Origin of the sequence: Nocardioides taihuensis (assembly GCF_042657275.1) — a bacterium.
Classification (GTDB): domain Bacteria; phylum Actinomycetota; class Actinomycetes; order Propionibacteriales; family Nocardioidaceae; genus Nocardioides; species Nocardioides taihuensis.
In genome coordinates, this window is sequence record NZ_JBHSKD010000027.1 from 452995 (window position 1) to 473475 (window position 20481).

The following is a 20481-nucleotide window of genomic DNA, read 5'->3' on the forward strand; positions in this document are numbered from 1 at the left end:
CCGGTCAGCCGTCCGACGGATCGGTCGCGGTGGCGGCCTCGGCGCGCGAGACCAGCTCGACCGCGTCGTCGCGCCCGCACCAGCGGCAGCGCACGGAGGTGACGACCTCGTCGACGAGGTCGGTCTCCTCGACGCGGTGCTCGCCGCCGAGGTCGAAGTGCCAGAACTCCGTGGTACGACGGGTCCGGGTCACGTCGAAGCGGGTGAGGTTGCCGCAGCCGCCGCACCGCCAGCGGTGCGTCGTGTCGGGGAGTGCCGTGGTCACGCCTCAACCCTAGATCCTCCGGGTCAGCGGCGCGGGGCGTCCAGCGCGTCGTCCCGGGATTGTCGGTGGCCGCGCCTAGCGTCGTGGGCATGAGCAGGACAGGCGTGGCGGCACCGGGTCGCGACGTCCCTGCCCGGTCGCGGTGGGAGGAGCAGCGCAGCTTCGACGAGCTCGGCCGCCCGCTGCGCGACCTCACCTTCTGCGTGGTCGACCTCGAGACCACCGGTGGCTCGGCCGCCGCCGGCTCGATGATCACCGAGATCGGCGCGGTCAAGGTCCGCGGCGGCGAGGTGCTCGGGGAGTTCCAGACCCTCGTCGACCCCCAGACCGAGATCCCGGCCTTCATCGCCGTCCTGACCGGCATCACCAACCACATGGTCGCCGACGCCCCGCCGATCGAGTCGGCGCTGCCGGCCTTCCTCGAGTTCGCCGCCGGCTGCGTGCTGGTGGCGCACAACGCCCCGTTCGACATCGGCTTCCTGCGTCACTTCGCCGAGCTGCAGGGGCGTCCGTGGCCGCGCGTCGAGGTGCTCGACACCGCGCGCCTCGCCCGCCGCGTGATCACCCGCGACGACGCCCCCAACTGCAAGCTGTCCTCCCTCGCGCGCGTCTTCCACTCCACGACCACCCCCAACCACCGTGCGCTGTCCGACGCCCGCGCCACCGTCGACGTGCTGCACGGGCTCCTCGAGCGGCTCGGCCCGCTCGGCGTGCACACGCTCGAGGAGCTGCAGACCTTCACCTCGCGCGTCACGCCCGCGCAGCGCCGCAAGCGCCACCTCGCCGAGGGGCTGCCCCACGCGCCTGGCGTCTACCTCTTCCGCGACGAGCGCGAGCGGGTGCTCTACGTCGGCACGTCGCGCGACCTCCGCACCCGGGTGCGCTCCTACTTCACCTCCTCCGAGACCCGGTCGCGCATGGGCGAGATGGTCGGCCTCGCGGACTCGGTGCTCGGCATCGAGTGCGCCACCCCGCTCGAGGCCGAGGTGCGCGAGCTGCGGCTGATCGCGGAGCACAAGCCCCGCTACAACCGGCGCTCGCGGTTCCCCGAGAAGGCGCACTTCGTCAAGCTCACCCGCGAGACCTGGCCGCGACTGTCGCTGGTCCGGCGGGTGCTCGACGACGACGCCGACTACCTCGGCCCCTTCTCCTCCCGCAAGACGGCCGAGAAGTGCCTCGCCGCGCTGCACGACACCTTCCCGGTGCGGCAGTGCTCCGAGCGCCTCTCCCGCACCGGCGGGCGGTCCCCGTGCGTCCTCGCGGAGATGGGCCGGTGCCTCTCCCCCTGCGACGGCAGCGCCGACGCCGCGACGTACGCCGCGGTGGTGCGACAGCTGCGCGACACCCTGCTCCACCGGCCCGACGAGGTCGTGGAGGCGATCAACGCCCGGATGGCCTCCCTGGCCGCCGACGAGCGGTTCGAGGAGGCGGGCGTGCACCGCGACCGGCTGGCGGCGTTCGTGCGGGCGGCCGCCCGCACCCAGCGGCTGACCGCGCTGACCCGGTGCCCCGAGGTCGTGGCCGCACGCCGCGAGGACGCCGGTTGGGCCGTCCACGTGGTGCGCCACGGCCGCCTGGTCGCCGCGGGGGTGATCCCCCCCGGGGCCGACGCCCACCAGTTCGTCCGCGAGCTGCGCGCCGGCGCCGAGACCGTCCGGCCCGCGCCCGGGCCGGTGCCCGTCGCCACCGCCGAGGAGACCGAGAAGATCCTGCGCTGGCTCGAGTCGCCCGGTGTGCGGCTCATCGAGGTCGACGGCGAGTGGTCGTGCCCCGTGGCGGGCGCGACCCGCCACCTCGCCGTGCACGACGCGGTGACCGAGTCCCGGCTCTCGCTGGTGCCGTTCGACGACCGGCGCGACCTGACGCCGGTGCACCAGCCCGCCCGGTGATCCCCGGCGGCGGGCGACGAGGGCCCTAGACTGCCCGACGTGATCACCGCCATCGTCTTCGTCAAGGCCGACGTCGCTCGCATCCCCGAGGTCGCCGAGCAGATCGCCGCCCTCGAGGGCGTCAGCGAGGTCTACTCCGTCACCGGCCAGATCGACCTGATCACCCTGGTCCGCGTGCGGCACCACGACGACGTCGCCGCGGTGGTGGCCGACCGGCTCAACAAGGTGCCCGGGGTGACCTCCACCGAGACCCACATCGCCTTCCGCGCCTACTCCCAGCACGACCTCGAGTCGGCCTTCTCGCTCGGCCTGGACTGACCCCCGCCCGTGTCCCTGCTCGACGCCTTCGGCTGGTTCGGCAGTGCCCTGCTGATCGTCTCGCTGCTCCAGACCCGGATCCTGCGCTTCCGGCTCCTCAACCTCGCCGCCTCGCTGAGCCTGGTGCTCTTCAACGCCCTCGTCGGCGTGTGGCCGATGGTGGGCATGAACCTGGCGACCAGCGCGATCAACGTCTGGTTCATCGCGCACCTGCTGCGCGGGCGCCATGACGAGGCCGTCTACACCGTGCTCGAGGTCGGGCCCTCCGACGCGTACCTGCGGCACTTCCTCGAGGTGCACGCCGCGGACATCGCGACCTACCAGCCCGGCTTCGAGGCCGGCGCCGTCACGGCGGACGACCTCGCCTTCCAGGTCGAGCGCGGTGACGAGACCGTGGGGGTGGTCCTGCTGCGGCGCGACGGCGACGTCGCGCGGGTCCTGCTCGACTACGTGACGCCGCGCTTCCGCGACTTCTCCCCCGGCGAGTTCGTGTGGCGGCGCACCGACCAGCTGCGGGCCCGCGGCTTCCGGCGCGTCGTCACGCCCCCGGACATGCTCGACCCCTACTACGACCGGCTCCCCTACGGCTTCCGGCGCGAGGGCGCGTCGTACGCCCTGGAGCTCTAGCTCGCCCTACGGGGCGGAGACGGCGACCCAGCGGTCGAGCGTCGCGCGGGCGGCCCCGGAGTCGATCGCGTCCCGGGCGCGGACGAGGGCGGCGGCCAGCGCATCGTCGAGGGCAAGTGCCGGGTCGTCGTGCACCGCGAGCGCGGCGGCGGCGTTGAGGACGACGGCGTCGCGCACCGGCCCGGGCTCGCCGTCGAGCACCCGCCGCACGACGTCGGCGTTGTGCGCCGCGTCGCCACCGCGCAGGTCGGCTGCGGTGCCGACCGGAACGCCGTGCGCCCGGGGGTCGAGGGTGGCCTCGCGCACCGCGCCGTCGTGCACGAGCCAGACCGAGGACGTCGTCGTCGTCGTGAGCTCGTCGAGCCCGTCGTCGCCGCGGAACACCCACGCGTCCACCCCGCGGGCGGCGAGCACGCCGGCCATCACCGGGGCCCGGCGGCGGTCGGCGCACCCGATCGCCTGCGCCTGCGGGCGGGCCGGGTTCGCGAGCGGCCCGAGCAGGTTGAACGACGTCGCGATCCCGAGCTCGCGGCGCGGGACGGCGGCGTGCCGCAGCGCCGGGTGGAAGGCGGCGGCGAAGCAGAAGGTGATGCCGGCCTCGGCGGCCACCGCAGCCACCCGCTCGGCCGGCAGGTCCAGGCGGATGCCGAGCGCCTCGAGCACGTCGGCGGAACCCGCCATCGAGGACGCCGACCGGTTGCCGTGCTTGACGACACGGGCACCGGCCCCGGCAGCCACCAGCGCCGCCATGGTCGAGATGTTGACCGACATGGAGCGGTCGCCGCCGGTGCCCACGACGTCGAGCAGGCGGCCCGGCACCGAGATCGGCGTGGCGCGCTCGTACATCGCCTCGACCAGGCCGGTGACCTCGTCGATGGTCTCGCCCTTGGCCCGCAGCGCCACCGCGAAGCCGGCGATCTGCACCGGGGTGGCGGCGCCCTCGAGGATCTCCCCCATCGCCCACGCGGTCTGCTCGGCGCTGAGGTCCTCACCCGCGACGAGCGCGGTCAGCACGTCGGGCCAGCTGGTCATGGGGTACGACGCGTCAGGACGTCGCCGGCACGCGGTCGCGCAGCAGGGCGACGGCGGCCTCGGCGAGCTGGATCGGGTCCAGCGGGTGCGGCACGGCGGCCTCGGCCCGCGACCAGGTCGCCAGCCAGGCGTCCTGCGGCCGCCCGGTCAGCACCAGGACCGGGGGGCACTGGTAGATCTCGTCCTTGAGCTGCTTGGCGATGCCCATGCCACCAGCGGGGACCGCCTCGCCGTCGAGGACGACGAGGTCGATGTTCCCGGCGTCCATGTTCTGGATGACGACCGGCTCGGTCGCGACCTCGACGTACTCGACCTCGGGCAGGTCGGGGTGCGGGCGCCGGCCGAGGGCCAGGATCACCTGCTGGCGCGTGTTGACGTCGTCGCTGTAGACAAGCACCCGCAGCGGGGCCGTCGTGGAGGAGGTCGAGTCGCTCACGCGCGCATGCTACCTGTCCTCCGCCGCGTCCGGGGCGTCGCCCACGGCGGCAGCGCCCGTGTCGGCGCCCGTGCCGGCCGCCGCGTCGGAGACAGGGACAGCGCGGGCCGCGGCGGCCGCGCGCGCCTCCTGCGCCTCGAGCCGGTCGAGGCGCCGGTCCTCGCGCACGGCCTCGCGCATCGAGGAGCGCACCCACTGCACGAACAGGACCGCGACCAGCAGCAGCGCCACGATGTCGCCCGAGCCCCACAGGATGCCGCCGGCGAGGTGCTGGTCGTCCGCGGGCTCGGGCAGCCAGGAGCCCATCGGGCCGTCGTGCAGCCGGGGGTACCAGTCGCCGCCGAGCAGCGTGGTCTGGTCCATGATCGTGACGCCGAGGAAGGCGTGGAAGGGCAGCGTGAGCACCACCAGCAGCACCCGGAAGGGGTAGGCCACCCGTCCCGGCACCGGGTCGACGCCCACGATCGGCCAGAAGAAGAGCGACCCGACCAGCACGAGGTGCAGGTGCATCATCTCGTGCACGTAGCCCGAGCTCAGCGACGCGTCGTACCAGCGGGTGAAGTAGAGCGCCCACGGCGAGACGACGTACAGGGTGAAGGTGAGCGGGGGGAAGGTGAGCACCTTCGCCACCCGCGAGTGCAGCACCGCGAGCAGCGCCTTGCGGGGGCTCGGGCGCAGCGTGCGCAGCGCGAGCGTGACCGGGGCCCCCAGCGCCAGCATCAGCGGCACGAACATCGACAGGACCATGTGCTGCACCATGTGCACGCTCAGGAGCGTGGTGTCGTACGCCGCCATGCCGGACGTCGTGGCGAACAGGAACGCGCCCATGCCGGCCGGCACGAAGGCCAGGGTGCGGCCCACCGGCCAGCGGTCGCCGCGCCGACGCAGGGTGTGCACGCCGAGCAGGTAGAGGCCGCAGACCCAGACCGTCACGATCACGGGAACCGGCGCCAGCCCGGCCTCCGTCACGACCCGCCCCAGGCCGAAGGGGGGCAGGTCGGGAGAGGTCGTCCAGGCGGTCGGGCCCACGCTGGCGAGGATAGGTCCCGAGACTCGATGCCCACGGCCAGGGGGTCGGGGTGCCCCAGGGGGGGTCGTACCGCCATAATGGCGCCCGTGGCGACAGCAACGGCTATTCCGGCATCCCGACTGCACGGCCATCACGACCGGCCGAGCATGGTCTCGGTGGGGACGATCATCTGGCTCTCGAGCGAGCTGATGTTCTTCGCGGCGCTGTTCGCGTCGTACTTCACCATCCGGGCAGTGAGCCCGGACCTGTGGGCGATGAACACCGCCAAGCTCAACGTGCCGTTCGCCGCGGTCAACACCACGATCCTGGTGCTGTCGTCGCTGACCTGCCAGCTCGGTGTGTTCGCCGCCGAGCGCGGACAGGTGGGCCGCACCGGCTCGCTGCTCAAGGTCTCGGGCTGGGGGCTGCGCGAGTGGTTCGTGCTGACCTACATCATGGGCGCGATCTTCATCGGCGGCCAGGCCACCGAGTACGCCGAGCTGGTCCAGGAGGGGGTCACCATCCAGGACTCCGCCTACGGCACGATGTTCTACCTGACCACCGGCTTCCACGGCCTCCACGTGACCGGCGGCCTGATCGCGTTCCTGTTCGTGCTGGGCCGCACGTTCGTGGCCCGCAAGTTCACCCACGAGCAGGCGGTCAGCGCGATCGTCGTCTCGTACTACTGGCACTTCGTCGACGTGGTGTGGATCGGCCTGTTCGCCACCATCTACCTCGTCCAGTGACCCCCGCCCGGACCCAACGCAAGGAATCGATGTGCGTCTCCTGAACCGATCCGCCGGACGGCTCTCCCGGCACCGCCGCGGGCCGCTGGCGGGCATGGTCCTGCTCCTGCTGGGGCTGGTCCTCTCCGGCGGCCTGTACGCCGCGTTCGCCCCCGCGTCCGCGGAGGAGCAGACCAGCGACACCGAGCTGGTCGCCCAGGGCCGTGAGCTCTTCCTCGTCGGCTGCGCGTTCTGCCACGGCCAGAACGGCGAGGGCGTCGAGACCAACGGCGACAACGAGCAGCTCGGCCCCTCGCTGGTCGGCGTCGGCGCCGCAGCGGTCGACTTCCAGGTCGGCACCGGCCGGATGCCGATGGCGCAGCCGGGCCAGCAGGCCCAGGCCAAGAAGGTCGTCTACACCGACGAGGAGATCGCCGCGCTCGCCGCCTACGTGGCCTCCCTGGGCCCCGGCCCCGCGATCCCCGACTCGTCGCAGTACAGCACCGAGGGCATGACCGACGCCGAGCGTCAGGCCGCGATCTCGCGCGGTGGTCAGATCTTCCTCACCAACTGCACGGCGTGCCACAACTTCCAGGGCAGCGGCGGCGCCATGCCCCGCGGTGGCTACGCCCCGAACATCCGCAACACCGAGCCCCGCCACATCTACGAGGCGATGCTCACCGGCCCCCAGTCGATGGACAACTTCTCCGACGGCAACCTGCCGCCGGACGCCAAGCGTGACGTGATCGCCTACATCGAGTCGCTCAACGAGTCGCCCGAGTACGGCGGCTACGGGCTCGGCGGCCTCGGCCCCGTGCCGGAGGGCATCGCGGCCTGGGTGGTCGGCATCGGCGTGCTCGTCGGTGTCGCCGTCTGGATCGCCGCGCACACGACGCGCACGAGCAAGCGCAAGGGCGAGGCCGACCCCGACGACAACGACGAGAGCAAGGACGAGGCGGAAGCCGAGGTGCAGGCGTGAGCGACAACCCCAACCTGCCGGCGCGCGAGGAGGAGCCGCTCGCCAACCCGGGCCTGCCGGCCCACCAGTGGCGGCCGACCGACGTCGACCCGGCCAAGGAGCGCCGGGCCGAGCGCCAGGTCTCGACGCTGTTCGGGCTGTCGATCGTCTGCGTGGTGCTGTTCGTCGCGGCGTACGTCATCTTCGAGATCGGCGACACCCCCGACGTGATCCTGGGCTTCGGCGCCTCCAACGTCACGCTCGGCCTGACCCTCGGCGGCGCGCTGCTCTTCATCGGCCTCGGCATCATCCAGTGGGCCCGCAAGCTCATGTCCGACCACGAGATCGTGGAGATGCGCCACCCCGCCCGCTCCTCCGACGAGGACCGCGAGGCCACGGTGGCCGTCCTGCAGCAGGGGCTCGAGGAGTCCGGCATCGGCCGGCGCCCGCTCGTGCGCAACTCCCTGCTCGCGGCGGTCGCGCTGGTGCTGGCGCCGTTCGTGGTGCTGCTGCGCGACCTCGGCCCGACGCCCAACCAGGTGGCCAACGACGCCGACTACCCCGGCGCGGGCATCAAGAACACCATCTGGACCAACGGCATGCGCGTCGTGCGCGACGTGATCGGCACCCCGATCAAGGTCAGCGACCTCGAGATCGGTGACCTGGTCAACGCCGAGCCCGCCGCGATCTTCGAGGTCGACGACGAGGGCGAGCCCCTCGTCGAGGGCGTCACGCTGCAGATCGCCAAGTCCAAGGGCGCGCTGATCCTGCTGCGGATGGAGCCCGACGACATCATCCCCGGCCCCGGCCGGGAGAACTGGTCGGTCGACGGCATCGTGGCCTACTCCAAGATCTGCACCCACGTGGGTTGCCCGATCTCGCTGAACGAGCGCACCACCCACCACCTGCTCTGCCCGTGCCACCAGTCGACCTTCGACCTCGCCGACTCCGGCAAGGTGGTCTTCGGCCCGGCCGCGCGTGCCCTCCCCCAGCTGCCCCTGGCGGTTGACCAGGAGGGGTACCTTGTGGCACAGAGCGACTTCACCGAGCCCGTGGGCCCGAGCTTCTGGGAGCGAGACTCGCAATGAGCATTGACACGAGCAAGGTCGCTACGAGCAACACCGGTACTGCCGCCACTGCTTCCAAGCCGGGCAAGGCCGGCGCGCTGGCCTCGTGGGCCGACGACCGCCTCGGCCTCGCGGCCGTCGGCAAGAAGAACCTGCGCAAGGTCTTCCCGGACCACTGGTCGTTCATGCTGGGCGAGATCGCCCTGTGGAGCTTCGTCGTCCTGCTGCTCACCGGCGTCTTCCTGACGCTGTGGTTCACGCCGAGCATGGGCGAGGTCCAGTACCAGGGCTCCTACGAGCAGCTGCGCGGCATCATGATGTCCGAGGCCTACCGGTCCAGCCTCGACATCTCCTTCGACGTCCGCGGCGGCCTGCTGATGCGCCAGATGCACCACTGGGCAGCGATGATCTTCGTCGCCTCGATGATGGTGCACCTGCTCCGCGTGTTCTTCACCGGTGCCTTCCGCAAGCCCCGTGAGCTCAACTGGGTGATCGGCTCGCTGCTGCTGCTGCTCGGCACGCTCGAGGGCTTCACCGGCTACTCGCTGCCCGACGACCTGCTCTCCGGCACCGGCATCCGCGCCGCGGACGGCTTCATGAAGTCGATGCCCGTCGTCGGCACGTACATGTCGTTCCTGCTCTTCGACGGCGAGTTCCCGGGCGAGGCGATCATCCCCCGCCTCTACACCGCGCACGTGCTGCTGATCCCGGGCCTGCTGCTCGCGCTGATCACCGCGCACATGCTGCTGCTCGTCTACCACAAGCACACCCAGTGGCCCGGTCCCGGCCGCACCAACGACAACGTGGTCGGCTACCCGATGCTGCCGGTCTACATGGCCAAGGCGGGCGGCTTCTTCTTCATCGTCTTCGGCGTGATCGCCCTCATGGGCGGCCTGCTGTCGATCAACCCGGTGTGGAAGTACGGGCCGTACGACCCGTCCAAGGTGACCGCGGGCTCGCAGCCCGACTGGTACATGGGCTGGCCCGACGGCGCCCTGCGGATCATGCCCGGCATCGAGACGCACATCTGGGGTCACACCATCAGCTGGAACGTGATGCTGCCGATCATCGTGCTGCCCGGCGTGATGTTCACGATCCTGCTGCTCCTGCCCTTCGTGGAGGCCTGGATCACCGGCGACAAGCGCAACCACCACCTGCTGGAGCGGCCGCGCAACGCGCCGACCCGGACGGCGACCATGGTCGCGTTGATGACCTTCTACGGCCTGCTCTGGGCTGCGGGTGGCAACGACATCATCGCGATCACGTTCGACCTGAGCATCAACCAGATCACGTACTTCATGCGTGTCGCGGTGTTCGTGGGACCGGTGATCGCCTTCATCGTCACCCGCCGCTGGTGCATCTCGCTCCAGCGGGCCGACCGCGACCGGCTGCTGCACGGCTACGAGACGGGCGTGATCATGCGCTCCCCCGAGGGTGGCTACTCCGAGCGGCACCTGCCCGTCTCGGAGACCCGGGCCTACGTCCTCACCGCCCGCGACCGCGACCCGGTCGTGGACGGCGACGGCGAGACCCCGGACGCCAACGGGCTCCCGGCCAAGCACACCCGGATCCACGCGCTGCGCAACCGGCTGCGTCGCTACATGTACGCCGACAACGTCCAGAAGCCGACCGTGGAGGAGCTCCAGGAGGGTCACGCCCACGCGGACCACGAGCACGAGCTCCAGGCAGGCCTCGACCACGCTGCCGACGGCCACCAGTTCGACGGGCACCACCTCGTCGAGGACGAGTCGCTCCGCCAGCACTGACGCTCCACCGCGCTGACCCGCCGTTAGTTGACGGCGGGTCAGTGTCATTTCCGGGCCTGGCGCCGGGCGTTGTCGTACGCGGCGCGCAGGATCTCGCACGCGTCCTGGTGCTGGCCGTAGACGTTGGCCCGGCGGGTCACGACCAGGCGCCAGCCCTGCACGTCGCGCAGCCAGAGGCGCCGCTGGGCGTCCTCCTCGGCCTGCTGCGGCCCGTGGAACTCCTCGCCGTCGTACTCGGCGCCGAAGCGCAGCTCCTCGAGGCCCAGGTCGACGTAGAACCAGCCACCGGTCGGCGAGGGCACCGGGACCTGGCACTGCGGGCGGGGCAGCCCCGCGTCGTACCAGCGCAGCCGGAGGGCGGCCTCCCCCGGCGAGCCCGAGGCGGGGTCGACGATCGGCCCCAGCACGCGCAGCTGCACCACACCCCGGTAGCCCGCGAACCGCCCCGTCTCGACGACCAGCTCCTCGACCGTGAAGTCACCCGACGACGCCAGCGCGTCCATGCCGGCGAGGGCCTGGTCGCGGTGGAGCAGGCGCCCGAGATCGCACGCCGTGCGCAGCGGCGTCGTCACCCGCAAGCCGTCCAGCTCCGCAACGTCATGTCGTTCGAGCCGGCGCTCGCCGCTGGCCACCAGCCCGTTGCGCAGCCGGTGTCCGGGCGGTGAGAACACCGAGACTGCGGGCGTGACCAGGTGGTCTCCCGGCGCCAGCGCCATCGGGGCACCCCACAACCAGGCAGCCGTCCGATCGGTCACGACACACGCGTCGGGCACCACCAGACGCAGCACGGCAACCCGCAGGTCGAGTCCGTCGTCCAGACTGCCGTCGTGAAGCACCCCGCGGATCGGTCGCACGAGCTCGCCTCGGGACAGCCAGTGATCGAGCTGCCGCCGCGTCACCCCGGCAGCCAGCAGCTCCGTCGCGGCGAAGGGGCGCTCCCGGGGCACGGCGGCCTCGGGGTAGTCGTCGATCCGGTCGAACAAGCGGCGTCGCGGCATGACCACAGGTTGGGCCGCCGCCCGCGCCGGCACCACCAAGGTCGACGCCGCCTGTGGACAACCCCGGTTCCACCTGACTTGTCCACAGGGAAGAGCCACAAATGACGCTGACCCGCCGTTAGTTAACGGCGGGTCAGCGTGGGTGGGTCAGCTGAGGGCGGAGCCGCTCTTCCAGTCGGACCAGGAGGCATTCCAGTCGCCGTAGCCGTTGTCGAGGGTCATCGGCTTGTCGGAGCCGGTGTACTCGACGACGTCGCCGCGGCGGGACATCGCGTAGAGCCACCCGGCGTTCTCGGTCGACATGCCGGTGCAGCCGTGGGAGACGTTCGCGACGCCCTGCGAGGAGACCGACCACGGGGCGGCGTGGATGAACTCGCCGGAGTAGGTCAGCCGCATCGCCCACTGCACGTCGCTGATGTTGTAGGCGTCCGCGCCGGTGATGCCCACGGTCTCGGAGTTCATGTCCTTCTTCTCGAACTTCTCGATGATGACCTTGGTGCCGGAGCGGGTCGTGTACGCGGGCTGCTCCCCCGTCGTGATCGGGATGGTGCGCAGGAGATCGCCGTTGGAGAAGACCTTCATCTCGTGGGTCACCATGTTGACCTTGTAGATGTGGGCGTCGCCGACCTCGAAGTCGACCTGGCGGCTCTCCTGGCCGTAGATCCCGTTGCCGGCCGACACGCTGTTCACGTCGACGTCGACGGAGACCTCGGTGCCGGGCTTCCAGTAGGTCTTGGGGCGCCAGTGGGCCTCGTAGTCGCTCAGCCAGTACCACGAGCCCTTCTGCTGCGGGGCGGTGGTCACGCTCATGTTCTTCTCGAACGACGCGTGGTCGGTGACCGGCACGTCGAATCGCACGATCACCGGCATGCCGACGCCGACCGTCTCGCCGGGCAGCGGGGCCACCGACGGGTAGGTCTGCTGGTCGAGGGTGAGGTCCTGGGTGCGGAACTTCGCGGTCCTGGTGACCTGCTCACCGTCCTCGCCCGTGGCCACCGTGCGCACGGCGTACGTGGCGCCGGGCTCGAGGCGGTCGGTGGCGGTCCAGGAGGCGCCGTCCGCGGAGAGCTCGCCGGCCACCTTGCCGGCGCTCGAGGAGACCTTGACGCTCTCGATGGTGCCGTTGTCGGCCGCCACCTCGATGGTGCGGTCGACCTTGACGCCCTTCGCGCCTGCGCGGGGCGACGTGGTCAGGCTGACGGCGGGGACGGCGTCCTCGGACTCGGAGGCGGCCGAGCCGGACGGCGCCGCGCCGGGAGCGGCGGCGGAGTCGCCGTCGCAGGCAGCCAGGGCCGAGCCGAGCAGCACCAGGGCAGCGGTGGCGGCCGCGGTGCGGGCGCGTCGAGACCTGACCATGGCAGGGACGACGGAGCGGGCGTGGGACATCTGGCTTCCCCCGGGAAGAGAACAGGTGGCGGTGACGGTGGTGCCGGGCACGCCCAATTTAACCCGGTGGGGTGCAGCGCCCCAATTCACCGCCGCGCGGCGCGGCGGCGGGCCGGACGCCTGTCCAGACCGCCGGTCCCCCGCGATCAGTGGGCGTGCTCGCCCCGGTAGTACTCGAAGACCAGGCCCGACAGGGTGACGGCGCCGACCGCGAAGCCGATGATCACCAGCCACCAGGCGGTGAAGGCGACGGCGTACACGATGAGCGACAGGGTGAGGGCGCACCACAGCGGCCACCACGAGTAGGGCGGGAAGAACCCCAGCTCGCCGGCCCCGTCGGCGATCTCGGCCTCCTTGCGGTCCTCCGGGCGCGGGTCCATCCGGGCCGCGTGGAAGCCGAGGTAGACCGTGACCATGGCGGCCAGCAGCGTGGTCATGGTGAGCGCCGAGGTGCCCGTCCAGTCGCCGGTGATGAACCAGTACGCCGGGCTGACGAGGACGAAGAACGCCGTCGTCATCGCGAAGATCCAGGTCTCGGCCTTCATCGGGTGCGGTCCTCCGGGTCGTCAGTGTGCTGGTCGAGGTGCTCGGCGCGCCCCGCCGTGTCGGGGGCGTCCACGAAGCCGCCACCGGCCTCCGCGGGGTTGTCCTCGAGCTCGAGAGCGGCGATCTCCGGGTGGTGCAGGTCGAAGGCCGGCGACTCCGAGCGGATCCGCGGGATGGTCACGAAGTTGTGCCGCGGCGGCGGGCAGCTGGTCGCCCACTCCAGCGAGCGGCCCCAGCCCCACGGGTCGTCGGTCTCGACGAGCGGGCCACGCCGCGAGATGTAGACGTTGTAGAGGAAGGGGAGCGTCGAGGACGCCAGCAGGAACGCACCGACGGTCGACACCTGGTTGAGGCCGGTGAAGCCGTCGGACGGCAGATAGTCCGCGTAGCGGCGCGGCATGCCCTCGACGCCCAGCCAGTGCTGCACCAGGAACGTCGTGTGGAAGCCGATGAAGGTCAGCCAGAAGTGCAGGAAGCCGAGGCGCTCGTTGAGCATCCGGCCCGTCATCTTCGGCCACCAGAAGTAGAAGCCGGCGAACATCGCGAACACCACGGTGCCGAAGACGACGTAGTGGAAGTGCGCCACCACGAAGTAGGAGTCGGACACGTGGAAGTCCAGCGGCGGGCTGGCCAGGATGATGCCGGTCAGGCCACCGAACAGGAACGTCGTGAGGAAGCCGAGGCTCCAGAGCATGGGTGTGTCGAAGGACAGGGACCCGCCCCACATGGTCCCGATCCAGTTGAAGAACTTCACACCGGTGGGCACCGCGATCAGGAAGGTCATGCCGGAGAAGAACGGCAGGTCGACCGCGCCGGTCACGAACATGTGGTGCGCCCACACGGCCACGGAGAGGATCGCGATGCCGAGCGTCGCGCCGACCAGGCCGACGTAGCCGAAGATCGGCTTGCGGCTGAAGACCGGCAGGATCTCGGTCACGATGCCGAAGAACGGCAACGCGATGATGTAGACCTCGGGGTGGCCGAAGAACCAGAACAGGTGCTGCCACAGGATCGCGCCGCCGTGGGCGGTGTCGAAGACGTGGGCCCCGAGGATCCGGTCGGCCTCGAGCGAGAGCAGCGCGCCGGCCAGCACCGGGAACGCGATCAGGACCAGCAGGCTCGTGACCAGCGTGTTCCAGACGAAGATCGGCATCCGGAACATGGTCATGCCGGGCGCGCGCATGCAGATGATCGTGGTGATGAAGTTGACCGCACCGAGGATGGTGCCGAGGCCGGCCATCCACAGGCCCATGATCCACAGGTCGCCACCGACGCCCGGTGAGCGGACGGCGTCGGAGAGGGGCGTGTAGGCGAACCAGCCGAAGTCGGCCGCGCCGGTGGGGGTCAGGAAGCCGGACGCCGCGATCAGGCCGCCGAAGAGGAACAGCCAGTAGCTCAGCATGTTCAGGCGCGGGAACGCGACGTCGGGCGAGCCGATCTGCAGCGGCATGATCACGTTGCCGAAGCCGAAGAACAGCGGCGTCGCGAAGAGCAGCAGCATGATCGTGCCGTGCATCGTGAACAGCTGGTTGTAGGTCTCGTCGCTGACGATCTGGCTGCCCGGGTAGGCCAGCTCGGAGCGGATCAGCAGCGCCATCACGCCACCGATGAGGAACCAGACGAACGACGTCGTGAGGTAGAGCTTGCCGATCAGCTTGTGGTCGGTCGTGGTGAGCACCCGGACCAGCTGCTGCCCCAGCGGCTTGCGGCCGATCGTGGTGGTCGGGTGTGCTGCGGTCGCGGTCACTCCGCGCCCTCCTCGGAGTCGAGTCCTGCCTGCGTGTAGGCCTCACCGCCGCCCGTGACCGGCGCGTCCGACGTGAAGCCCTGGTCCTCCAGGTCCTGGAGGTAGGCCTCGAACTCGCTCTCGGTCACGATCTCGACGTTGAAGAGCATCCGCGAGTGGTAGGCACCGCAGAGCTCGTAGCACTTGCCCTTGAACGTGCCGGTGGTGGTCGGCGTGATCTCGTAGTGGTTGATCTTGCCGGGGATGACGTCCATCTTCATCAGGAAGCTCGGGACGCCGAAGTCGTGGATCACGTCGGGCGAGTAGAGGTTGAACTGCGTGGTCTGGTCGACCGGCATCACCAGTGTCGGGATGTTCCCGCCGGTGCCGGAGACGTAGACGTTGGGAGCGGTGACGGCGTCCTCGTCGGTGTAGTTGAAGGTCCACGACCACTGCTGGCCCACGACGTTGATGACGTGGTCCTCGGCGGTGTCCTGGAGCACCTCGTCCTGCACCCGCACCGTGTGGGAGAAGAACACGACCACCATGATGATCGGGGCGATCGTGTAGAAGATCTCGAGCGGCAGGTTGTAGCGCGTCTGGACGGGGATCTCGTCGTCGCTGCGGCGCCGGTAGCGCCAGATCGCCCAGAAGATCAGGCCCCAGACCAGGATGCCGGTCGCCAGCGCGGCGATCCATGCACCCTGCCAGAGCTGCAGGATCGGCTCGCCCTGCTCGCTGGCGGGGTCGGGCATGCCGCCCCGCTTCCACTGCTCCTGGAGCTCGACGGAGCAACCACTGAGGAACACCACGGCGCCGAGCACGACAGGCAGTGCCAGCCGACGCCACGACCAGGCCGAACGCTGGTGGTTGTGCAGACCCACGAAGGAGCCTCTCTCTTCGGCGATCACGACGGGGGCCACACTATCCGAATCACACCCCCGGGTAACGGGTGGGGCACGGGGCGGTCACTGGACTAGGTTCGGGTCGTGAGCGACCCCGGGCCGACCCCCGCACCGGCGGCCGGAGGCTACCTCGACGCCGCCTCGGCCGAGCCCCTCCACCCGGCCGCCCGCGAGACCCTGCTCGCCGCCCTCGACCAGGGGTACGCCGATCCCCGCCGCCTGCACCGCCCCGGACGCTCGGCCCGGCTGCTCCTCGACAACGCGCGCGCCGTGGTGGCCGAGTGCCTCGGGGTCCGCCCGGACGAGGTCACCTTCACCTCCTCGGGCACCGACGCCGTCCACCGGGGGCTGCTCGGGCTGGTCCGGGCGCGGTCGCGCGCCGGGCGGGGCGTGGTCCACTCCGCGGTGGAGCACTCGGCGGTCGTGCACGCGGTCCGGTGGGGCGCGGAGCCCCGGGTCGTCGGCGTCGACAGCGACGGACGGGTCCACGACGGCGACCTCGTGCAGGAGGCGGTCGCCCCGGGAGTCGCCGTGGTCGCGCTCCAGACGGCGAACCACGAGGTCGGGACCGTGCAGCCCGTCGGCGAGCTCCGCCTGCCGAACGACGTCCCGCTCTTCACCGACGCCTGCGCGTCGATGGGCCGGCTCCCGCTCCCCGACGGCTGGTCGGTGGCAGCCGGCTCGGCCCACAAGTGGGGCGGGCCCCCGGGGGTGGGCGTGCTGCTGGTCAGGTCCGGCGTCCGGTGGGAGAGCCCCTTCCCCGACGACGACCGCGTGGACCCGCGCTCCAGCGGCGCCGAGAACGTGCCCGGGGCCCTCGCCGCCGCGGCGGCCCTGCAGGCCGTGGTGGCCGAGCGCGACGAGGTCAACGCCCGCCAGCACACCCTCGTCGCGCGCATCCGCGAGGTGGCCGCCTCCCTGCCCCACGTGGACGTGGTCGGCGACCCCGACGCCCGGCTCCCCCACCTGGTCACGTTCTCCTGCCTGTACGTCGACGGCGAGGCGCTCGTGACCGCGCTCGACCGCCACGGCCTCGGCGTCGCCAGCGGCTCGGCCTGCACGGCCTCGACGCTCGAGCCGAGCCACGTGCTGGCAGCGATGGGCGCCCTGACCCACGGCAACGTGCGGGTCTCGCTGACCCGCACCACGACCGCCGACGACGTCGAGCGCTTCCTGGCCGTGCTGCCGGGTGTCGTGGCCGACCTGCGCGCCGAGGTCGGCCGGTGACCGGCGACTCCACCGATGGGGTCGACCTGGAGCTCGACGGTCGGGGGCTGGTGTGCCCGCAGCCGGTCATCGAGCTCGCGCGACACCTGGCCGACGTGCCGGTCGGGGGAGTGCTCGCGATCGTGGCCACCGACCCCGCGGCCCGGGTCGACGTCGCGGCGTGGTGCCGGATGACCGGCCAGGAGTTCCTCGGCGAGGACCCCGCGGCGGACGGCGCCCCCCGCTACCGCGTGCGGCGGGTCACCTGAGCCGGGCTCAGGGGCGGAACGTGCGCAGGTGCGGCTCGAGCTCGGCCGCGGCGTCGTCGCCGTACGCGCCGGCACAGCGGCGCAGGAAGGCCTCCCGCGACAGCGAGTACTCCTGCGTGCCGACCTGCTCGACCACGTGGACGGCCAGCAGGCAGCCGAGCTGGGCGGCCCGCTCCGCTCCGAGGCCCCAGGTCAGCGCGGCGAGGTAGCCGGCACGGAACGCGTCGCCCACGCCCGTCGGCTCCACCTTCTGGACCTCGGGCACCGCGGCCACGGTGATCGGTGGCTCGCCCTGCTGCTCCACGCGCACGCCGGCGGCACCGAGGGTGACGACCCAGGTGCCGACCCGCTCGCGCACCTCGTCGGCGCTCCAGCCGGTCTTCTGGGTGATCAGCGCGGCCTCGTACTCGTTGGAGAAGAGGATCTCGGCGCCGTCGATGAGCGGCCGGATCAGCTCGCCGTCGCCGAAGGCGAGCTGCTGCGAGGGGTCGGCCACGAACGGGAAGCCGCGCTGGCGGCACTCCTCGGTGTGGCGGAGCATCGCCTCGGGGTCGTTGGGCCCCACCAGGACGTACGTCGGGTCCCCGACGCGGTCCGCGACCGGCTTGAGCTCGATCTCGCGGGCCTCGCTCATCGCCCCGGCGTAGAACGAGGCGATCTGGGCCATCGCGTCGTCGGTGGTGCAGACGAACCGCGCGGTGTGGCGGGTCTCGGAGACGTGCACCGACCCGCAGTCGACGCGGTGCCGCTCGAGCCACGCGCGGTACTCCACGAAGTCCTCGCCCACGGCCCCGACCAGGATCGGGTCGAGGCCGAGGTTGCCCAGGCCGAAGCAGATGTTCGCTGCGCAGCCGCCGCGCCGTACCTCGAGGTCCTCGACCAGGAAGGACACCGACAGCTTATCGAGCTGGTCGACCACGAGGGAGTCCGCGAACTTGCCCGGGAAGGACATCAGGTGGTCGGTCGCGATCGAGCCGGTGATGAGCAACGACATGCGCCGGAGACTACCCGCGGGTACTGCTGGGTGTACCCATCGGTAGCCCCTACCGTCGGGTACATGACCGACCCCGTGCGACAGCTGGCCTACGACGACTTCTCCAGCCCCGAGCAGATGCGCGACGACTGCCGCGCGCTGGGTCGCAACGTCCCGGCGCTCGAGCGGGCCGCCCGCGCGGCGGTCGGGCCGGCGCCGTCGATCCACTACGACGACTTCCCCGCCGAGGTGCGCAAGCGCGACATCGCGGTGACCGACGCGGCCCAGCGCCTCGCCAACGCGTTGCACCTGCACCTCGACTGAACGGGGCCGAGGGGCCCCTCAGGTCGAGCGCATCACGACCACGTCACCGTGGCCGCCGTACCCCATCACGCGTGGGAAGTACTGCGTGCCGTCGAAGGTGATCAGCCACTGCGCGCCGTCAGGGGCGGGGACGAGCTGCGGGTGCGGCAGGTTCGTGCCGTACGGCGCGTCCAGGTCACCGACGTGTCGGCCGTCGAGGTCGAACACGGGGTAGCGCCGAGCCTCGCCGTCGCTGGTCAGCAGCCAGGTCCGGCCGTCCACCGTGACGAAGACGGGTCCCTCGCAGTGGTGCAGGTGCCCGGCGACCGCGACCCCCTCCAGGCCCTCGTGCCAGGTCGCGGCGGTGCCCTGCGCCAGCGCCGGGTGGAAGTCGAAGGGCTCCTGCGACGGACTCTCCACGAACGCCACGTGCCAGGTGCGGTCGAGCCGCACCAGCGCGGGGTCCCACGAGCCGTGCCGGGTCGGCAGCGCCGCGCGTTCCGTGTCCAGGACGTGCACGCCGGCGAGCAGGTCGGCCGTGGTGGCGGTGTGCCGCACATGGATGTGCCCCGGCGCGAAGTCCCCCCACGAGCTGGTGACGACCAGCCAGCGGTCGCCGTCGCGGACGAGCTGGCCGGCGTGGTCGCCGAGCACCCGTCCGTCACGCCGGCTGAACAGCTGGGCCTCGAGCCGCAGGTCGCGCGGGTCGGCGGGATCGACCGACCAGACCGTCCAGTGGGCCTGGCGGAAGAAGCCGAGCCCGGCGGCCGTCCAGGTCAGCCAGAGGCGGCCGTCGCGTTCGTACGGCGTGCCGTCCGCGTGCTGGACCAGCCGCGGGTCACGCAAGCCGGTCATCCCGAAGATGCCCGCGCGCACCCGACGTACGCCCGCGCCGCCCCAGGCGTAGCGGTGCGCAGCGAGCTGTTCCTCCGCCCGCAGGTCGACGCGTGCCGCCACCTTGGCGCGCTCGGTCACCACGGGGCGCCAGCCCTCCTCCCCCGGGCGCCCGGAACGCACCAGCGCCGTGACCTGGTTCTCGCAGAGCGCGAAGGCGAGGGCCGTCGGAGGTGATCCGCGCATCGTCCGTCGCCGGAGGACCCGGGTGCGGCCGTCGCGACGCACCTCGAGCGTCACCCGGGACGTGCCCGGCGACCACCGCACCAGCAGGTGCTCGTCCCGGGCCGTCGCCAGCCCGGCAACCGCCTCCCCCGACGGGTCGATCGTCACCTCGACAGCGGCGTAGGGCGCCGGCGGGCCCTCCTCGGCCAGCACCAGCGGCGCGGCGAGGGGTCCGGGAGGACCCGGCGCACGCACCTCCTGGTCCACCGCGACGAAGCCAGGGGCGACCAGTGCGAACGGCCGGAACCGGTCGGTGGTCCGGAACGACAGGGCGACGATGACGGGTCCTCGGGCGGGCGGCGGGCCTGGGCTGGCAGGGGCGACAGCCTAGCGACGTGCGCGCGCGAGGGTCAGCGGCAGGAGGGACACGGCCAGGGCGCTCCGGGGTCCGCACCGGCCTCGGGCCCCCGGCACCGTAGGTCGCGGGCGGCGGGTGCGCCTCGCCCCGGACGGACGACACCCCCGACGGCCGGGCCGTCGGGGGTGTCGGAGGTCGTCGGGACCGGAGGCCCCGGGCGGCTCAGTGGAAGGAGTCGCCGCAGGCGCAGGAGCCGGTCGCGTTGGGGTTGTCGATGGTGAAGCCCTGCTTCTCGATGGTGTCGACGAAGTCGATCATCGCGCCGTTGAGGTAGGGGACGCTCATCCGGTCGACGACGACGGTCACGCCGTCGAAGTCGGTGGTCACGTCACCGTCGAGCGTGCGCTCGTCGAAGAAGAGCTGGTAGCGCAGGCCCGAGCAACCGCCCGGCTGCACGGAGATCCGCAGCGCGAGGTCGTCGCGACCCTCCTGCTCCAGCAGGCTCTTCACCTTGGACGCGGCCACGCCGCTCAGGTTGATCTGGTCGGTACGACGCTCGTCGGTGGTCTCGACCTGCTCGGTCATGTGACTGGCTCCCGGGGTGTGCGTGGTGGTGCGGACGACTGGCTCAATGGTCGCACACGATCGGTTATTCCCCGC

General features: G+C 71.6%; 22 protein-coding genes. 10 read left to right on the plus strand and 12 right to left on the minus strand.

The annotated features are described in order from the left end of the window. Nucleotides 1–4: 4 nt before the first annotated feature. Nucleotides 5–265: a hypothetical protein gene (locus tag ACFPGP_RS20120; protein WP_378592833.1), complete on the minus strand. Its 261-nt coding sequence runs from the start codon at nt 263–265 to the stop codon at nt 5–7. Between the two features lie 89 nt (nt 266–354). On the opposite strand from ACFPGP_RS20120, the gene ACFPGP_RS20125 reads away from it, so the two are divergent. The 3 genes from ACFPGP_RS20125 to ACFPGP_RS20135 are packed head-to-tail and all read left to right on the plus strand — an operon-like array spanning nt 355 to nt 3099. Next, the gene (locus ACFPGP_RS20125; RefSeq protein ID WP_378592835.1) at nt 355–2154 is read left to right on the plus strand and encodes a DEDD exonuclease domain-containing protein; all 1800 of its coding nucleotides are present in this window, start codon (nt 355–357) and stop codon (nt 2152–2154) included. 39 nt (nt 2155–2193) lie between these two features. Further along, nucleotides 2194–2472, plus strand: coding sequence for an Lrp/AsnC family transcriptional regulator (locus ACFPGP_RS20130; protein WP_378592837.1), 279 nt, complete (start codon nt 2194–2196; stop codon nt 2470–2472). A gap of 9 nt (nt 2473–2481) precedes the next feature. Beyond that, nucleotides 2482–3099: a hypothetical protein gene (locus tag ACFPGP_RS20135; RefSeq protein WP_378592839.1), complete on the plus strand. Its 618-nt coding sequence runs from the start codon at nt 2482–2484 to the stop codon at nt 3097–3099. Between the two features lie 6 nt (nt 3100–3105). On the opposite strand, the gene trpD is transcribed toward ACFPGP_RS20135, so the two are convergent. Genes trpD through ACFPGP_RS20150 form a run of 3 tightly spaced genes read right to left on the minus strand, consistent with a single transcriptional unit; the run spans nt 3106 to nt 5596 of the window. After that, a complete protein-coding gene (gene trpD / locus ACFPGP_RS20140) occupies nt 3106–4131 on the minus strand; it encodes an anthranilate phosphoribosyltransferase (RefSeq protein WP_378592840.1) in 1026 nt (341 codons plus the stop codon). A 13-nt stretch (nt 4132–4144) separates the two neighbouring features. Continuing rightward, nucleotides 4145–4567 carry an Rv3143 family two-component system response regulator gene (locus ACFPGP_RS20145; protein WP_378592842.1) on the minus strand — a complete coding sequence of 141 codons (423 nt, stop codon included), beginning with the start codon at nt 4565–4567 and terminating at the stop codon, nt 4145–4147. A 9-nt stretch (nt 4568–4576) separates the two neighbouring features. Beyond that, on the minus strand, nt 4577–5596 hold the full coding sequence (locus ACFPGP_RS20150; RefSeq protein WP_378592844.1) for a cytochrome c oxidase assembly protein: 1020 nt from the start codon (nt 5594–5596) through the stop codon (nt 4577–4579). Between the two features lie 147 nt (nt 5597–5743). Between ACFPGP_RS20150 and ctaE the strand changes: the two genes are divergently transcribed. From ctaE to qcrB, 4 genes are read left to right on the plus strand one after another with little or no spacing between them, the layout of a single operon-like run. After that, nucleotides 5744–6322: an aa3-type cytochrome oxidase subunit III gene (ctaE, locus tag ACFPGP_RS20155; protein ID WP_465263274.1), complete on the plus strand. Its 579-nt coding sequence runs from the start codon at nt 5744–5746 to the stop codon at nt 6320–6322. A gap of 31 nt (nt 6323–6353) precedes the next feature. Next, entirely contained in the window at nt 6354–7280 is a 927-nt protein-coding gene (qcrC, locus tag ACFPGP_RS20160; RefSeq protein ID WP_378592847.1) for a cytochrome bc1 complex diheme cytochrome c subunit, read from the plus strand. Further along, entirely contained in the window at nt 7277–8347 is a 1071-nt protein-coding gene (qcrA, locus tag ACFPGP_RS20165) for a cytochrome bc1 complex Rieske iron-sulfur subunit (protein WP_378592849.1), read from the plus strand. Before qcrC ends, qcrA begins: the two co-directional genes overlap by 4 nt. Then, on the plus strand, nt 8344–10092 hold the full coding sequence (gene qcrB / locus ACFPGP_RS20170; RefSeq protein WP_378592851.1) for a cytochrome bc1 complex cytochrome b subunit: 1749 nt from the start codon (nt 8344–8346) through the stop codon (nt 10090–10092). Before qcrA ends, qcrB begins: the two co-directional genes overlap by 4 nt. A gap of 44 nt (nt 10093–10136) precedes the next feature. Here qcrB and ACFPGP_RS20175 read toward each other — a convergent pair whose 3' ends face one another. The 5 genes from ACFPGP_RS20175 to ctaC all read right to left on the minus strand — a co-directional run bounded on the left by ACFPGP_RS20175 (nt 10137) and on the right by ctaC (nt 15632). Then, nucleotides 10137–11090 (minus strand): hypothetical protein, encoded by a 954-nt coding sequence (locus ACFPGP_RS20175; protein ID WP_378592853.1) that lies wholly within the window; start codon nt 11088–11090, stop codon nt 10137–10139. A 147-nt stretch (nt 11091–11237) separates the two neighbouring features. Next, entirely contained in the window at nt 11238–12476 is a 1239-nt protein-coding gene (locus ACFPGP_RS20180; protein ID WP_378592855.1) for a L,D-transpeptidase, read from the minus strand. Nucleotides 12477–12622: 146 nt separating this feature from the next. Further along, the gene (locus ACFPGP_RS20185; RefSeq protein WP_378592857.1) at nt 12623–13021 is read right to left on the minus strand and encodes a cytochrome c oxidase subunit 4; all 399 of its coding nucleotides are present in this window, start codon (nt 13019–13021) and stop codon (nt 12623–12625) included. Further along, a complete protein-coding gene (ctaD, locus tag ACFPGP_RS20190) occupies nt 13018–14769 on the minus strand; it encodes an aa3-type cytochrome oxidase subunit I (protein WP_378592859.1) in 1752 nt (583 codons plus the stop codon). Before ctaD ends, ACFPGP_RS20185 begins: the two co-directional genes overlap by 4 nt. After that, the gene (ctaC, locus tag ACFPGP_RS20195) at nt 14766–15632 is read right to left on the minus strand and encodes an aa3-type cytochrome oxidase subunit II (protein WP_378592860.1); all 867 of its coding nucleotides are present in this window, start codon (nt 15630–15632) and stop codon (nt 14766–14768) included. The genes ctaD and ctaC overlap by 4 nt, the downstream gene beginning before the upstream one ends. 105 nt (nt 15633–15737) lie before the next feature. Between ctaC and ACFPGP_RS20200 the strand changes: the two genes are divergently transcribed. Continuing rightward, complete coding sequence (locus ACFPGP_RS20200) at nt 15738–16880, plus strand: cysteine desulfurase family protein (protein ID WP_378592862.1); 1143 nt, start codon at nt 15738–15740, stop codon at nt 16878–16880. Then, complete coding sequence (locus ACFPGP_RS20205; protein WP_378592864.1) at nt 16877–17128, plus strand: sulfurtransferase TusA family protein; 252 nt, start codon at nt 16877–16879, stop codon at nt 17126–17128. Before ACFPGP_RS20200 ends, ACFPGP_RS20205 begins: the two co-directional genes overlap by 4 nt. Before the next feature lie 7 nt (nt 17129–17135). Here the strand turns inward: ACFPGP_RS20205 and ACFPGP_RS20210 are convergent, their stop codons facing one another. After that, nucleotides 17136–18122: a carbohydrate kinase family protein gene (locus tag ACFPGP_RS20210; RefSeq protein ID WP_378592865.1), complete on the minus strand. Its 987-nt coding sequence runs from the start codon at nt 18120–18122 to the stop codon at nt 17136–17138. 63 nt (nt 18123–18185) lie between these two features. Here ACFPGP_RS20210 and ACFPGP_RS20215 point away from each other — a divergent pair, with 63 nt between their 5' ends. Further along, nucleotides 18186–18425 carry a hypothetical protein gene (locus ACFPGP_RS20215; protein WP_378592866.1) on the plus strand — a complete coding sequence of 80 codons (240 nt, stop codon included), beginning with the start codon at nt 18186–18188 and terminating at the stop codon, nt 18423–18425. An 18-nt stretch (nt 18426–18443) separates the two neighbouring features. Here ACFPGP_RS20215 and ACFPGP_RS20220 read toward each other — a convergent pair whose 3' ends face one another. Together ACFPGP_RS20220 and erpA are read right to left on the minus strand one after the other, a co-directional pair. Continuing rightward, complete coding sequence (locus ACFPGP_RS20220; protein ID WP_378592867.1) at nt 18444–19730, minus strand: hypothetical protein; 1287 nt, start codon at nt 19728–19730, stop codon at nt 18444–18446. A gap of 313 nt (nt 19731–20043) precedes the next feature. Beyond that, complete coding sequence (erpA, locus tag ACFPGP_RS20225; protein WP_378592869.1) at nt 20044–20406, minus strand: iron-sulfur cluster insertion protein ErpA; 363 nt, start codon at nt 20404–20406, stop codon at nt 20044–20046. Nucleotides 20407–20481: the final 75 nt, after the last annotated feature.